Source organism: Microbulbifer mixtoriginis (SeqCode) (genome assembly GCF_052467515.1).
The window spans coordinates 3,693,878-3,708,221 of record NZ_CP174314.1 but is presented as its reverse complement, the minus strand read 5'-3'; the positions used below and the strand labels follow the sequence as shown (position 1 = coordinate 3,708,221).

14 protein-coding genes are annotated in these 14,344 nt (G+C 53.6%); 10 read left to right on the top strand and 4 right to left on the bottom strand.

The window, feature by feature from the left end; translation table 11 throughout:
• The 3 genes from ACJJIT_RS15935 to ACJJIT_RS15925 all read right to left on the bottom strand — a co-directional run bounded on the left by ACJJIT_RS15935 (position 1) and on the right by ACJJIT_RS15925 (position 1,886).
• Complete coding sequence (locus tag ACJJIT_RS15935) at positions 1-711, bottom strand: DUF2238 domain-containing protein (protein WP_444899023.1); 711 nt, start codon at positions 709-711, stop codon at positions 1-3.
• A 97-nt stretch (positions 712-808) separates the two neighbouring features.
• Positions 809-1,381, bottom strand: coding sequence for a tRNA-(ms[2]io[6]A)-hydroxylase (locus ACJJIT_RS15930; RefSeq protein WP_444885957.1), 573 nt, complete (start codon positions 1,379-1,381; stop codon positions 809-811).
• Positions 1,382-1,457: 76 nt separating this feature from the next.
• Positions 1,458-1,886 (bottom strand): acyl-CoA thioesterase, encoded by a 429-nt coding sequence (locus ACJJIT_RS15925; RefSeq protein WP_252084662.1) that lies wholly within the window; start codon positions 1,884-1,886, stop codon positions 1,458-1,460.
• Positions 1,887-2,366: 480 nt separating this feature from the next.
• On the opposite strand from ACJJIT_RS15925, the gene fabV reads away from it, so the two are divergent.
• From fabV to ACJJIT_RS15880, 9 genes are all read left to right on the top strand, one after another.
• The gene (gene fabV / locus ACJJIT_RS15920; RefSeq protein ID WP_444899022.1) at positions 2,367-3,545 is read left to right on the top strand and encodes an enoyl-ACP reductase FabV; all 1,179 of its coding nucleotides are present in this window, start codon (positions 2,367-2,369) and stop codon (positions 3,543-3,545) included.
• A 185-nt stretch (positions 3,546-3,730) separates the two neighbouring features.
• A complete protein-coding gene (locus tag ACJJIT_RS15915; protein ID WP_444899021.1) occupies positions 3,731-4,774 on the top strand; it encodes an NADP(H)-dependent aldo-keto reductase in 1,044 nt (347 codons plus the stop codon).
• A 73-nt stretch (positions 4,775-4,847) separates the two neighbouring features.
• Positions 4,848-5,081: a DUF2789 family protein gene (locus ACJJIT_RS15910; RefSeq protein WP_252084665.1), complete on the top strand. Its 234-nt coding sequence runs from the start codon at positions 4,848-4,850 to the stop codon at positions 5,079-5,081.
• A gap of 112 nt (positions 5,082-5,193) precedes the next feature.
• The gene (gene lpxL, locus ACJJIT_RS15905; protein ID WP_252084666.1) at positions 5,194-6,159 is read left to right on the top strand and encodes an LpxL/LpxP family Kdo(2)-lipid IV(A) lauroyl/palmitoleoyl acyltransferase; all 966 of its coding nucleotides are present in this window, start codon (positions 5,194-5,196) and stop codon (positions 6,157-6,159) included.
• Between the two features lie 92 nt (positions 6,160-6,251).
• A complete protein-coding gene (gene dapA / locus ACJJIT_RS15900) occupies positions 6,252-7,127 on the top strand; it encodes a 4-hydroxy-tetrahydrodipicolinate synthase (protein WP_252084667.1) in 876 nt (291 codons plus the stop codon).
• 34 nt (positions 7,128-7,161) lie between these two features.
• The gene (gene bamC, locus ACJJIT_RS15895; RefSeq protein ID WP_252084668.1) at positions 7,162-8,355 is read left to right on the top strand and encodes an outer membrane protein assembly factor BamC; all 1,194 of its coding nucleotides are present in this window, start codon (positions 7,162-7,164) and stop codon (positions 8,353-8,355) included.
• Between the two features lie 2 nt (positions 8,356-8,357).
• The gene (locus ACJJIT_RS15890; protein WP_444899020.1) at positions 8,358-9,131 is read left to right on the top strand and encodes an MBL fold metallo-hydrolase; all 774 of its coding nucleotides are present in this window, start codon (positions 8,358-8,360) and stop codon (positions 9,129-9,131) included.
• 106 nt (positions 9,132-9,237) lie between these two features.
• Positions 9,238-10,062, top strand: a complete 825-nt coding sequence (locus tag ACJJIT_RS15885) for a sulfite exporter TauE/SafE family protein (RefSeq protein ID WP_252084670.1) — start codon at positions 9,238-9,240, stop codon at positions 10,060-10,062.
• A gap of 126 nt (positions 10,063-10,188) precedes the next feature.
• A complete protein-coding gene (locus ACJJIT_RS15880) occupies positions 10,189-11,019 on the top strand; it encodes a sulfite exporter TauE/SafE family protein (RefSeq protein ID WP_444899019.1) in 831 nt (276 codons plus the stop codon).
• 137 nt (positions 11,020-11,156) lie between these two features.
• Here ACJJIT_RS15880 and ACJJIT_RS15875 read toward each other — a convergent pair whose 3' ends face one another.
• Positions 11,157-12,938: a peptide MFS transporter gene (locus ACJJIT_RS15875; RefSeq protein WP_444899018.1), complete on the bottom strand. Its 1,782-nt coding sequence runs from the start codon at positions 12,936-12,938 to the stop codon at positions 11,157-11,159.
• Between the two features lie 240 nt (positions 12,939-13,178).
• Here ACJJIT_RS15875 and ACJJIT_RS15870 point away from each other — a divergent pair, with 240 nt between their 5' ends.
• Positions 13,179-14,312, top strand: coding sequence for a tetratricopeptide repeat protein (locus ACJJIT_RS15870; protein ID WP_444899017.1), 1,134 nt, complete (start codon positions 13,179-13,181; stop codon positions 14,310-14,312).
• Positions 14,313-14,344 lie beyond the last annotated feature (32 nt).

The following is a 14,344-nucleotide window of genomic DNA, read 5'->3' as shown; positions in this document are numbered from 1 at the left end:
TTAATGGCTGTGCCGGTTGCGCCACCATTGCAGGAGTTTGGCTTCTCCTCTGGCCCTGTCCCCTTCAGGAACCCGCATACTACTGCGTATTTCTTTCCAAGTATTGGAGTTCAGCCACAGGTTTAGGGTCAGTACAATCAACATAGCGACTATGGCGCCCAGGCCCGCCAGTAACATATCCTTCTGCGCATCCCAAATATCCCCCTGTGAACCGAGAAAGGCGATGCCCAATTCCGGGGAAACTGTGCGCGCCGCTTGCCACTCGATAATTTCATAAATGGAGGACAGGGCGAAGGTGACATCCACCGGAAAGAAGTAAGCCCAGAAACCGCGCAAACCGGCGAGGCGGATCAATATCTCTCGTACCGGGTAGGCCAGTAATAAGCCAAAACTAAAATGCACCAATCGGTCGTACATATTGCGCTCGCTGCCGAGCCACTCTCCCATGGAGAAACCGAATGGTACCTCCGCGTAAGTGTAGTGGGAGCCGATGACATGCAGGCACATAAACAGGGTGATTAGCGTGTAGGAAACCCTGGATAGAGGAAATACCCGGGCGCTGAGCAAAATAACGGGAAGGGCTGCAAAGACCAGATAGTTTTCCAGCAACCAGTCATCCGGATGTAGGGGCTGCCAGGCAGACCAACCCCAAGTAAAGGCGAAAATGCTCAGTAGTACCAAGCGGTACCAGTGTTGGCGAAGGGTGGACATAAATGCGGAAACCTCATTACAGACAAGGTATATCCGCGCCAGCATACACGATTGCTTATCTCCGTGGGTTGTATCGGATTACTGCCTCCATCCCTGACTAGTGCAGAGCCGCACGGTAGGGCAGTGCCGCAGTGATTCGCGCTTCCTCATCCAGTAGATGGCAAAGGCGGTCTTCTACTGTATGGCTAGGAAAGTATTCCAGTGCCAACTCTAAAAAGAGTTCATGGTGGCGGGCTTCGCTCTCAGTGATTACCCGATAAAAAGTTTTCAGCGGCCCCTCTGGTAGTACTTCGGCCACCAGGCCAAAGCGCTCGCAACCGCGCGCCTCAATAATGGCTGCGGTGAGCAAGCGATCCATCAAGTATTCATCAGGGCCGCGGCGGATTAACTGTCGCAGGGCGTGGATATAGGGATCTTTCTCGTCCGCTGCTTGGTAGATACCTCGCTCGTGCATGATTTTGATGACCTGACGAAAATGGTTCATTTCCTCTAATGCCAGGTTCACCATGGCTTCCACTAACAGAGGTTTATCCGGATAGTGGGAGAACATGGAGACGGCCATGCCAGAGGCCTTCTTTTCGGCGGCGGCGTGATCCTGTAGAAAACGATTGAAATCTTTGAGCACTACCTCTGCCCAGGCCCTCGGAGTTTTAAAGCGTAGTTGCAACATGGTGGATAACGGCAGTGACAAAATGGTCATTATACCGCCATCCACAGGAATAGCTCTCTGGGGATTAAAGAGAGCTTTAACCGGCCAATCGACGCTCGCGAAGCTCCCGCTCACGCCGCGTAGCGATACGCGCCTGCTCAAGGGTCATCCCGGCCTTGGCGTGGGGAGTGGGTTTGCCGTTGGCATCCAGTGCCACGAAAACAATCTGTTCCACCTGCACAATCAGTTGTTGGGTCTGCTTGTTGCGCACTTCGCAGTGCACGGTCAGGGAGGTCTGACCAATACCAACCACTTCAAAGCCGAATTCCACGACATCGCCGCAGCAGGCTGAACTAACAAAGTCAATCTCTGACATCAGCTTGGTGACCAGCATGGGCGTGCCCATCTGACAGCCAGCAAAAATGGCGGCCTCTTCATCAATCCAGGCGAGCAGCTGACCGCCAAACAGGCGCTGTGCGGGATTCAGATCGCAGGGTTTGACACAGTGACGGGAGTAATATTTCACGCTGACCTTCCTAACTTACTTTGGGTTTAACGCTCGACGGGTAAGTAATTGCACAGTGACTATTCGGATTGGATGCTTCCAGTATTCAAACCGATAGCTTTCGTATATGGAGTGTTCTGCACACAGCGTGCCAAGCCTGAGAAAGTCTAGCTGAGCTTTTCAGGTGGAATGCGTGCCATAACAAGAGATTTAAGCCGTATATCCGGCGTGAAATTAATCCTGATGCGCAAAAATAGTGCAAAAAGTCACTTTAGGGGTGTTTGGCCACTTTGGCCGCTATTGGGGAGGTTCTGGACAGTGAGGCTGTTTGAAGGGAAGAGGGGCTATGGGACTCCTAGGCCACAACCATTAGAATGACCTATCAGTGTGACTCAGGCGTCGATGCGCAGGGTTTGCAGCACCGTTTTCCCCGATGCGTGTTCCGCGTATCTGTGATCACATAACCACGATTCCCCAAGTGCATAGGGAGAGACTGTTAGGATGATTATCCAGCCGAAAGTTCGCGGATTCATTTGTACCAATGCCCACCCGCAGGGCTGTGCTGCCAACGTGCGTGAGCAGATTGACTACATCAAGTCGCAGCCAGTGATCGAAAATGGTCCAAAGCGTGTCCTGGTCGTGGGTGCTTCCACCGGTTACGGATTGGCCTCGCGGATTACTGCCGCCTTTGGCAGTGGCGCCGATACCTTGGGGGTGTTTTTTGAGAAACCGCCCACGGAGAAGCGCACAGCCTCCGCTGGTTACTATAACTCCGCAGCTTTTGAGGCCGAGGCGCATAAGGCCGGCCTTTATGCTAAGAGTATCAATGGCGATGCCTTTTCCGACACGGTAAAAGCCCAGGCTGTTGAGATGATTAAAGAGGACCTGGGGCAAGTAGACCTTGTGGTCTACAGTCTCGCCTCACCCCGCCGTACAGATCCCAAGACCGGTGAACTCTACAGCTCCGTATTAAAGCCCATCGGTGAATCCTATACCGCCAAAAACCTGAATACCGACAAACTGGAAATTTCCGATATCACTGTCGACCCCGCCAGCGAGGAAGAGATTGCCAACACCGTGAAGGTGATGGGTGGTGAGGACTGGGAACTATGGATGCAGGCCCTGGGCGAAGCTGGGGTTCTGGCCGATAACTGCAAGACGGTGGCTTACACCTATATCGGTGAAAAGCTCACCTGGCCGATTTATGGCCACGCCACCATCGGCAAGGCCAAGGAAGACCTGGATCGCGCCGCCAGGGCGATTACCGAGAGTGGTAAGGCAAACGCTAATGTTGCGGTACTCAAGGCTCTGGTTACCCAGTCCAGCTCCGCGATCCCGGTAATGCCGCTATATATCTCCCTGGTCTACAAGGTGATGAAAGAAGAGGGCACTCACGAGGGCTGTATTGAGCAGTTGTATCGTCTTTACACCGAAGGGCTCTATACCGATACGCCGCGCCTCGATGAAGAGAACCGCCTGCGCATGGATGATAAAGAGCTGCGCCCGGAGACCCAGGCTAAGATTGAAAACCTGTGGCCTCAGGTAACGGCGGAAAATTTGTTTGAGTTGACTGATTACAGTGGCTATCAGGCGGATTTTCTCAAGCTGTTTGGTTTTGGCACTGAGAGTGTTGACTATGAGGCGGATACCAGCCCATTGGTAGAGGCGGAGTTCCGTTGATTTTTGCGGGGCTCAAGTTGGAGCCCCTATTCACGGGGAGTCGTGTCGCTACTCCCCTTTATTTTGCCTCACCGTTAAGGTCTACATGGCATTTTCTCTTATTCCCTAATTACTTCTTCATTTCCCTGTTTTCTACCTGCGGCAAGGGGTCATAATTCCCTTTTTGTTTTTGCGGGGAGGACTTCATGGAATACCGCCAGCTCGGTACCAGCAATCTCAAAGTGAGCCAGATCTGCCTGGGCACCATGACTTTTGGCGAGCAAAATAGCGCCGATGATGCCGCCGAACAGCTGAATTATGCCCTCGAGCAAGGGGTGAATTTTATTGATTGCGCCGAAATGTACCCGGTGCCACCTCGGCCAGAGACCCAGGGGCGGACGGAAGAGTTTATCGGCAGGTGGCTCTCGGCCCGCGGTGGGCGCGACAAGGTGATTATCGCCACCAAGGTAGCCGGGCGTGGGGAGGCAAACTCCGGCGTTGGGCATCTGCGCTCGGGCCCGCGGCTGAACCGTGCGCAGATACTGGAGGCCTGTGACCAATCCCTCAAACGGCTAGCTACCGATTATATCGACCTATACCAGGTGCATTGGCCCGAGCGCCTGACCAATTTTTTCGGCCGTCTCGGCTATCAGCATGGAGGGGATGATGGCATCGCTATTGCCGAGACTCTCGATGCCTTGGAGGAGCTGGTCAAGGTGGGTAAGGTGCGCCACATTGGCATATCCAATGAGACCCCTTGGGGGATGCATGAGTATCTTAGGGAGTCGGTGATTTTAGGTAAGCCGCGCATCGCCTCGATCCAAAATCCCTACAACTTATTGAATCGCACTTTTGAGATTGGTTGTGCCGAGATATCCCTGCGCGAGCGATGTGGATTATTGGCTTACTCGCCACTGGCCTTTGGGGTCCTCTCCGGGAAGTATCTGGGAGGGGAAAAGCCCGTCGGCGCACGCTTGACACTATATGATCGCTTCCAGCGCTATACGGGCGGGCGCACTGGTGCAGCTACCGAGGCCTATGTGAAATTGGCGCGTCAATTTGATCTAAACCCTGCGCAGATGGCCCTGGCCTTCGTCAATCAGCAGCCGTTTGTGACCTCTAATATTATCGGTGCCACAACCATGGAGCAGTTGCGCCAAAATATTGCCAGCCTTGATTTAAAGCTCGATGAGGAAGTGCTGGCCGCAATTGAGGCAATCCACAGCGAAAACCCTAACCCGGCACCTTAGTGCGCGGGTGGAGATATCTATAATTGGGAGAGAAAATTGCGTAACCGGTAAGGGAAAACTTTAGGGAGCTTTTATGGAGACCACCGGGCATCACACTCTCAATGACTTGTTCGCCCAGCTGGGGCTGGCTTCAGAGGATGCGGAAATACACGAGTTTCTGATCACTCATTACCTGCATCGGCATGAGAAACTGTCCGCAGCATCTTTCTGGACCGAGGGGCAGAGACAATTTCTCGAGAGTGCCATAGAAGAAGATTCTGACTGGTGCGTCGCAGTCGATGAGCTGGACTCACTGCTGCGTCATTAATCCGCCGTGTCACTGGCCAGTTGTCCACCCCTGCGCCGTATCCCATAGGTTATACTACGCCGAATTCAACCGATTAAGCCGGGGGAACTCCCCGGCCGCGTAGCGATACCCGATGGAAAAACCTCGTTTTCGAGCGGCCCTGCTGCACCCCCGATACTGGCCGACCTGGTTGTTGTTCGGTCTTTGGTTCCTGGTGGCTCAACTGCCCTATCGCTGGCAGCTGGCAATGGGACGCAGTTTTGGCCGAGCAATGCTCAGAATGGCCAAGAGCCGCCGCACCATAGCCGAGCGCAACCTGGCCCTGTGTTTTCCCGAGCTCGGTGATACCGAGCGGGCAAACTTACTTATCCGCAATTTTGAATCCAGTGGCATCGCGTTAATGGAAACCGGTATGGCCTGGTTTCGCTCAGCGCGCTGGTTGCGAAAGCGATGTACTTTCGAGGGCCTTGAGCAGTTACAGCAAATCCAGTCTCAGGGGCAGGGTGTGTTGTTGATGGCCATGCACTTCACCACTCTGGAGATGGGGGCGGCCCTGATGGGTATGAGTATTACCCTGGATGGCATGTACCGGCCCCATAAAAATCCGGTTTATGACTATATGCAACGCAAAGGACGCGAGCGCCATACAGGTGGTGGCAGCGTTTATCAGCGTAAGGATGTGCGTGGAGTATTGCGCGCCCTGCAACATGGTCGGGCGGTCTGGTATGCTCCGGATCAGGATTATGGGATTAAGCAGGGTGTTTTTGCGCCTTTGTTTGGTGTGCCTGCAGCGACCGTCACAGGGACTTCGCGATTTGCCCGTGTGGGGCGCGCTAGGGTTGTGCCTTACGTGCTTACCCGCCTGGATGACAATTCCGGTTATCGCCTCAAAGTGTACGATCCCATCGATGAAATTCCTTCCGGTGATGAACTACAGGACGCGATTCTGGTCAACCGCTTCATCGAAGCGCGTATCCGCGAGGCGCCCGAGCAGTATATGTGGGTTCACCGCCGCTTTAAGACCCGTCCAGAGGGCGCAACCAATGTCTATGAAGGTGTGCGCAAGAAGAAAAAGAAGCGCAGGAAGGTAGCGAGCTAGTGGCACTGGCATAGATTCTGCGCCCTAAGTAACATACCAGTTCGACTTTGGCGGTGCTATTCCAGGCCGAGCGCAATAAATAAGGAGAGAGGATGTTTACCGGCAGTATGGTGGCCCTGGTCACCCCAATGTTTGCAGACGGAAGCTTGGACTGGGACAGTTTGCGTAACCTAGTTGACTGGCATATTGAACAGGGCACACGTGCACTAGTGGCCGTGGGGACCACAGGAGAGTCCGCAACCCTCGACGTTAATGAGCATGTTGAGATTATCCGTCGGGTTGTGGATCAGGTCGCGGGGCGTATTCCGGTAATTGCCGGTACTGGCGCTAACTCTACCGCCGAGGCGATCGATCTAACTGAAGGTGCCGCCCGCTGTGGTGCCGATGCCTGTCTATTGGTGACGCCCTATTACAACAAGCCGAGCCAAGAAGGTTTATATCAACATCACCGCGCTATCGCCAAGGCTGTGCCGATTCCACAGATTCTATACAACGTGCCCGGCCGCACTGCCGTCGATATGTTGCCTGAGACAGTTCAGCGCCTGGCATCTATTGGTAATATCGTTGGGATTAAAGAGGCCACCGGTGATCTGGAGCGCGCTAAAGTTTTATTGGATACCTTGCCAGAGGGCTTTGCACTCTACTCCGGTGATGATAGTACTGCCATGGAACTGATGTTGATGGGCGGCCAAGGTAATATCAGTGTCACTGCCAATGTGGCCCCAGCGGCAGTGGCTCAGATGTGTGAGGCCGCGCTGGCTGGAGACGCCGTGACTGCACGGGCAATAGACCAGCGTATTCAAATATTGCACAAAGTTTTGTTTTTGGAGTCCAACCCGATACCGGTGAAGTGGGCTTTGCGGGAGATGGGGCGTATTGATGGTGGCATCCGCCTGCCGCTGACCAGTCTCTCGCCCGAGCATCATGCTACAGTGCGCGAGGCTCTTCGCAGTGCCGGCGTACTATAAACCTGCGAATCGTGAATTAACCAGGAAAGCTTTAATGAACAAATTGACCGTTGGAGTCGCGCTTTGTATTTCTAGTCTCAGCCTGGCGGGTTGTGGTGTGTTCGGCAACGATGGCTATTTTCGCGATCGCAGTAACGATTACCAGCAGGCGGACAGCCTGGCGCCGCTGCAGATTCCAGAGGGTATCAACGCCAAACACCAGGAAGAACTCTACGAGATTCCTCAGATCGCCGGAAATGGCTTAGAGGATGGGGACTTTGAAGTGCCGCGTCCACAGGCACTATCGGTCAATGCAGGGCTGGAGCGGGTAAAAATTCAGAAGCTGGGCAACAGCCGCTGGGTATTGATTTCCCAACCCCCCGAAGAGGTTTGGCCCCAGCTGCACTATTTTCTGCGCACTTCCGGGCTGACCGTGGAGATGTCTGATGCCAGTGCCGGTATTATGGAAACCGCCTGGATGACATTTAACGAGAGCCCCGATACCAAGGATAAATATCGTCTGCAGATAGAGACTGGTGTTCAGCCGGACACCACGGAGGTCCACGTGCGCCACCTATCTGTTGCGGTGGATGCTCCTGTGGGGGGAACGGTCAACTGGCCGCAACTCTCAAGCAGCCCGGAGCGCGAGGGTTGGATGATCGATGAGATGTCCACTGCCCTGGCCACAGATGCCTCCGGTGCTTCGGCCTCTCTGGTGGCCCAGGCCATAGGTGGTAGCTCTGTAAAGGTGCAGCTGCGTGAACCCGTAGGCCACGAACCCTATATTTCCATGGGGCTCGAGATGGAACGTGCTTGGGCTACCGTTGCCCACGCTGTGAATGCCGGCGCTTATCGCTTGCATCGCGAGGATTCCGATATCGGTCTTTTCTACGTTACCTACGATGAAGAGCGCGAGTTGGCGGAGAGTGAAGAGGATGATGGTGGCTGGTTCTCCTGGGGTAAGAAGTCCAAGCAGGACGATGAGCTGGCCGAAAATGCCGACCAGATAACCCTGCAGCAGATCCTTGCCGGTATCGATACCTCTGAGGGTAGTGAGCCTGCGCTGTTCAAGGAAATCAAAGGCTTGGGTGTCGGCTCAATTCCTGAGGGCGGCTTCCCCGGCTACTTAATTGTGATTCGGGGTGGTGACGATGAGATCGAAGTGCGTATCCGCGATACCCGCGGTCAGCCTCTCTCGCGCAACAAGGCCTCCCAGCTACTGCTCTCTATTCAGCAGAACCTGATTTAATAATGGGTCTGCGCTTCGCCTCACTGGGAAGCGGCAGTAAAGGAAACGGTACATTGGTCGCCAGTGGCGACCAATGTCTGTTAGTGGACTGCGGCTTTACCATCAAGGAAACCGAGCGACGTATGTCTAGGCTCGGTATGTCTCCGGCTGACCTCGCTGCGATACTGGTAACCCACGAGCACAGCGACCATCTCTCTGGTGTCGCTCCGCTCGCGCGTAAGTATGGCCTGCCGATTTACCTGACTCCAGGGACTCTTCGTGCTCGTGATATCGGCAAGTTACCACAAGTGCACTTGATTGAAGGGCATCAGCCTTTCCTGATTGGGGATACTCAGGTGACACCTGTCGCCGTGCCGCACGATGCCAGAGAAGCTGCACAGTATGTATTCCGCAGCCGAGGGAGTAGTTTGGGCTTATTGACCGACCTGGGCACAGTAACGCCCCATGTGGAATCCCATTTTGCAGGTTGCGATGCACTGGTTCTGGAAGCCAACCACGACCCACAGATGCTGGCCCAGGGGCCCTACCCCCCCTCTCTGAAACGGCGTGTAGGTGGTGCCTATGGGCACCTGAGTAACCAGCAGGCTGCGGGATTTTTACAGCGTGTGGGTTATGAACAGCTGCAGCATCTGGTGGTCGCCCATATTAGCGAAAAAAACAATACTCTCGAACTTGCTCGTTCAGCTCTGGCAGAAATGGTGGAGAGTGTCGAGAACTGCATTTTCGCCTGTCAGCAGGAAGGGTTTGACTGGCTCACCGTTGAAGCCCGTGAGTAATCGGCACTCGGGTGCCATCTAAATTCCCTCTCAAAAAATAGTGATAACTCACAGGCCCAAGGGCGCTGCGGTCAGTGCTAGCGGTTGTTTAAAGGATAGAGACTGGATGGAAACCTTACTTATTTACTTGTTGGTGGGGGCTGCGGCAGGGACTATTGCCGGCCTCTTTGGGGTGGGCGGTGGTTTAATTATCGTGCCGGCCCTAGTGCTGGTTTTTACTGCCATGGGTATCTCCCCGGATATCCTTACTCATATGGCGGTGGGGACATCTCTCGCAACCATCATCATTACTTCTATCAGCTCAGTGCGCGCACATAATAAAAAAGGTGCGGTGGACTGGCGCTTGTTTGGAATGATGACTCCGGGGATTCTTATTGGCTCCTGGCTTGGCGGAATGACAGCAGATTGGTTGTCTGGGGCCTGGTTACAGCTGTTAATCGGTGTCTTTGCCATCGTTATCGCCATTCGCATGTGGCTGAGTGGCTTGCGGCACAGTGGGGCGGAGGAGGGTGCCGGTATTTTACCGGCAGCCCCCATATTAGCTGGCGCAGGTGCAGTGATTGGTTGGGTTTCGGCAATCTTTGGCATTGGTGGTGGTTCGCTCACCGTGCCATTTCTGTCCCGTTGCAAGGTGCGGATGCAGAGAGCCGTTGCTACATCCGCAGCTTGCGGTTTGCCCATCGCCATTGCGGGAGCTCTCAGCTTTGCGGTGCAGGGTTGGGGCAACACTCTACTGCCAGGCTGGAGCAGTGGATTTATCTACTGGCCTGCCTTTTTGGGGATTGTTGCGACCAGTACGATCTTTGCTCGCTTCGGCGCTAATCTGGCCCACCGCCTACCGGCAAAGTGGTTGAAGCATGGATTTGCAGTTTTGCTTTGCGTTATTGGTGGACGTTTCATTTGGCTGAATAGTGGCTTACTGGCTCTGTGAAGTAAGGTTGCTCAGGTCATATTGATCTGAGCTTTTGGCAAAGCGCAGTTATGGGGTGGGTGCTTTGTACTCTCCCTGTTGCCCGTAACACATCCTAGTCACACAGGGTGACTAAACTGAAGCAACATGGAAATGTTGCTTGTTTATTTATTACTCGGTGCTGTTGCAGGTACCGCGGCAGGCCTCTTGGGGATTGGTGGGGGGCTGATCATTGTTCCTGCTCTGGTACTGATCTTTTCCGCGACGGGTATTTCTCCCGAAGTGCTGACCCATATGGCTGTGGGTACCTCTCTAGCAACCATTGTTATTACTTCAATAAGCTCGGTATGGGCTCACAATGCCAAGGGCGCCGTCGACTGGCATCTTTTTTGGGTTATGACCCCTGGGATACTTGTTGGATCTTGGTTGGGCGGCGTGACTGCGGACCTATTGCCTGGAGCCTGGCTACAACTCCTGATTGGTGTCTTCGCCATAATTATGGCTGTGCGTATGGGCGTGAGTGGCTTGCGCGCAGCCTCCCAGAAGGAGAGTGATGACCGCTTACCTGGCTCACTCCCGCTGATTTGTTCGGGGGGGGTAATTGGTTGGCTCGCGGCCATTTTTGGTATTGGCGGGGGGGCGCTGATTGTTCCCTATCTGTCGCACTTTGCTGTCAAAATGCAGCGGGCAGTGGGTACCTCAGCGGCTTTTGGTTTGCCTATTGCCATCTCTGGTTCGCTGAGCTTTGTTGTTCAGGGGTGGGGTAATAAGTTATTGCCGGACTGGAGCAGTGGTTACATCTATTGGCCGGCTTTTTTAGGGATTGTTCTTACCAGCGTGCTCTTTGCCAAGCTTGGGGCTAACCTGGCGCATAAGATATCTGCCAAGCGATTGAAACTTTGCTTTGCCTTATTGCTCTGCATTATCGGCATTCGATTTATTTGGCAGAACTTCAATTTATTAGTTGGGCTGAGCTAAAGCTACTGACTGCGTATTGATTGCCTGGCTCGGCGCCAATTAGGTTCGCCGAGCTTTATTTATCCCTGAGAGGCGGGAGGCCAAAAATTAAAAGGCCGCTGTAAAACAGCGGCCTTTTAATGCTATGGCGGTTCTTCTTATCGGATACCACACATGCCTTTTTTCAGCAGCGGTGAGATAACAATCATCAATGCACCGACACCCAGGCCCCACCACATCAGATACTCATACAGGTTGGTATAAGTCGCCAGAGTGGAGGCGAGATCAGTTGCTCCATCCTGGGGAACAGCTGCCATCTTACCGATACGGGTTGCAACGGTTTCTGACAGGGCTGTTGCCAGGAACCAAGTGCCCATACTCACACTGACCACTTTGCCAATGGACAGCTTGGTCACGGCGGACAGACCAACAGGGGAGAGGCACAGCTCACCAGAGGTGTGCAACAGGTAGGCGAGCACTAGCCAGATCATTGCCACTTTACCGGCCTCTGTGGGGTATGCAGCACCTAGCACTAAGGCGCCGAAGCCCAAGCCAGCTTGGATAATGCCCAAACCGAATTTCACCGGTGTACTTGGCTCCCATCCGCGCTTGCCCAGCCAAACCCACAGGGTGGCAAAGGGAATGGCCAGCAGCATGATAAAGCCTGCGTTGAGCGAGCCAAACATGGAGGCGCGTACTTCACCGTCGCCGATGGAGCGGTCTAGTACACGGTCTGCATACAGGGTCATAGAACCTGCGGACTGTTCGAACAATGCCCAGAAGACGATAGTAGAAGTAATGAGGACCATCAGTACCACGGTACGTGAGAACTCCTCACTATAGTGGCGGACAAAGCCGTAACCAATAAAGGCTACCAGAGCCAGCAACATGCCGCCCAACCACAGGTCGTCGCCATTGAAGGCCCAAATCAGGCCAAGGCCGGCAGACAGAGCGGCCATACCAATGGCGACAACATCTTTACTCTTATTGTCTTTGTACAGCATGGAGAACAGGATCAGGCCGACGATTGCGACGATCAAGAGGCTGTTCTGAGCCAGGTGCACCATGGGCTCACTCTGTACCAGGTACCAAACCAAACCAAGAGACAGGATGGCGCCGAGGTAAACAGCCCACTCTTTATTGATCGGACCAAGCGCTTTTTCTTTCAGTACTTCCGGACGGCTCGGTTCTGCCAGGCCGTCAAGGTACTTTTGGCCCCAAACAAAGGTGATCAGGCCGAAGACCATACCGATACCGGCAAGACCAAATCCATAGCCCCAACCGTAAGTTTCTCCCAGCCAACCGCACAGCAGGGTAGCAATAAAGGAACCTACGTTGATGCCCATATAAAAGATGGTAAAGCCGGCATCGCGGCGGGAATCATTTTTCGGATAGAGTTGGCCGACAATGGTGGAAATATTGGGCTTCAAGAAGCCGACTCCCACGGTGATCAGTGCCAAGGCCATAAAGAAAACTTTGAGGGCCACCACATCCTGAATAATTACGTTTTCAGTCAGGGTGGTCCCTGCCGCAATCACGCTGCCATCATTCAAAGTAATGGCTTCTGAAAGAACTGTACCTGCCGCATAGGAGATAGCCTGATGGCCTTCCACAGCCATTAACAAGTGGCCTAGACACAGCAGTACACCGCCAAATAGTACGGCCTTGCGCATACCCAGGTAGCGGTCGGCCAGTAGGCCACCGATCAGGGGCAGAGCGTATACCAAGCCGGCATAAGCGCCGAGTACGTCGTAACCCGCGCTATCGGTAAAAAGGTGATACTTGGTGAGGTAGAGTAGGAGCAAGTACTTCATCCCATAGAAGGAGAATCGCTCCCACAGCTCTGTAGCAAAACAGATATAGAGCCCTTTCGGGTGGCCGAGCAATTCGCCCGAGCTCGGAGTGGCCGCCGTTGTGACGTCCGCGACATTAGAAGACATAGAAGTTCCTCTGTCTGTAATAGTTATTGGGGAACCTCCGCTAGCCATTCTCCCGGATAAGGGGCGGGATTGATTGGGCTGCTTCCAGAGCTTCCAGTACAGCCGACAGAGTTTACCAGCTGACTAAATTACAGGCGAACCGTTGTGGAACAATTTAGAGAAATGGTAATCAGGTGCTTCCATTGCTGCGTGATAAGTGGTAAATCCTGCGTAATATGGAATTTTAAGGGGAAAATAACAATGAAAACCCTATTGCTGCTAAGTCTGCTCCTGTTCTTGAATGCATGTGCGAGGCTACCGTCTGGTCATATTCAGTCAATTGACTTGGGAAATGCCTTAAGCGGTGAGGCTTTGCTGGGCAGAGCGGTCTCCCTGGGGGAGTTGCCGCAAGAAGATCTTCTGGGGTTGGACTCAGATATACGCGCTTATTTGAAAGAGTTAGCTCCAAATGCCAGCCCGCAACGTCGTTTGGCAGCCCTGATACGGGCCTTTGAGCAGCGCGACTTCACTGTGGAGTATGATGAAAGCGCTACCTTTACAGCCATGGAAACCTATCGGCAGGCACGGGGTAACTGCTTAGCTTTCACACTGATGATGGTGGCGATGGCCAGGGAATTAGGGGCTGAGGCCTCCTTCAACCAGGTAGAAGTACCTCCCGTCTGGAGCCACGATGAGGCTGAGACCTTCATCGTTTACCGACACGTGAATATGGTATCGGAAAGCTCGCGAGGCCGCCGCGTAGTCGATTTCAACCTTGCCGCTTATGACCCCGCTTACGATCAGCATATCCTGGATGACACAACGGCCTTTGCTCTCTACTACAGTAATCGCGGGGTTGAGTTGATGCGTGAAGGGGAGAGAGAGCAAGCCTTTTTATATCTGCGCAAGGCTCTGGAGCTGCGTCCACAGAGAAGCGATTTATGGGCCAATTTGGGAGCCATGTACAGCCACTTCGGCTTTCTAATCGAGGCGCAGCATAGTTACCAGCAAGCCCTGCATTTAGAAAGCAGCAACCTCGTTGCAATCAGCAATCTGGAGCGCCTCTACCGATACAACGACCAGCAAGCACTTGCCGATGAATATGCCAAGCGTGCCCGCTACCACCGGGAACGCAATCCCTATTATCTCTTCTACCAGGCACGGGATGCCTATGAGCAGGGCGACTTTAAGCGTGCCGAACATCGTTTGCGCAAGGCTGTATCGCGTTATGAGGGTGATCATCGCTTCCACTTCTTACTCGGGTTGGCCAGATATCAGCTTGGGGAAATGGCAGCATCAAGAAAGAGTTTTGAAGAGGCTTTCTCGCTGGTGACTAGTCCCTCAACAGTCAACGCCTATCAGAGAAAATTACACCTGATAATGCAGAACGATTAAGAACTTCTGCTACTTGTAATTAAATGTTAAGT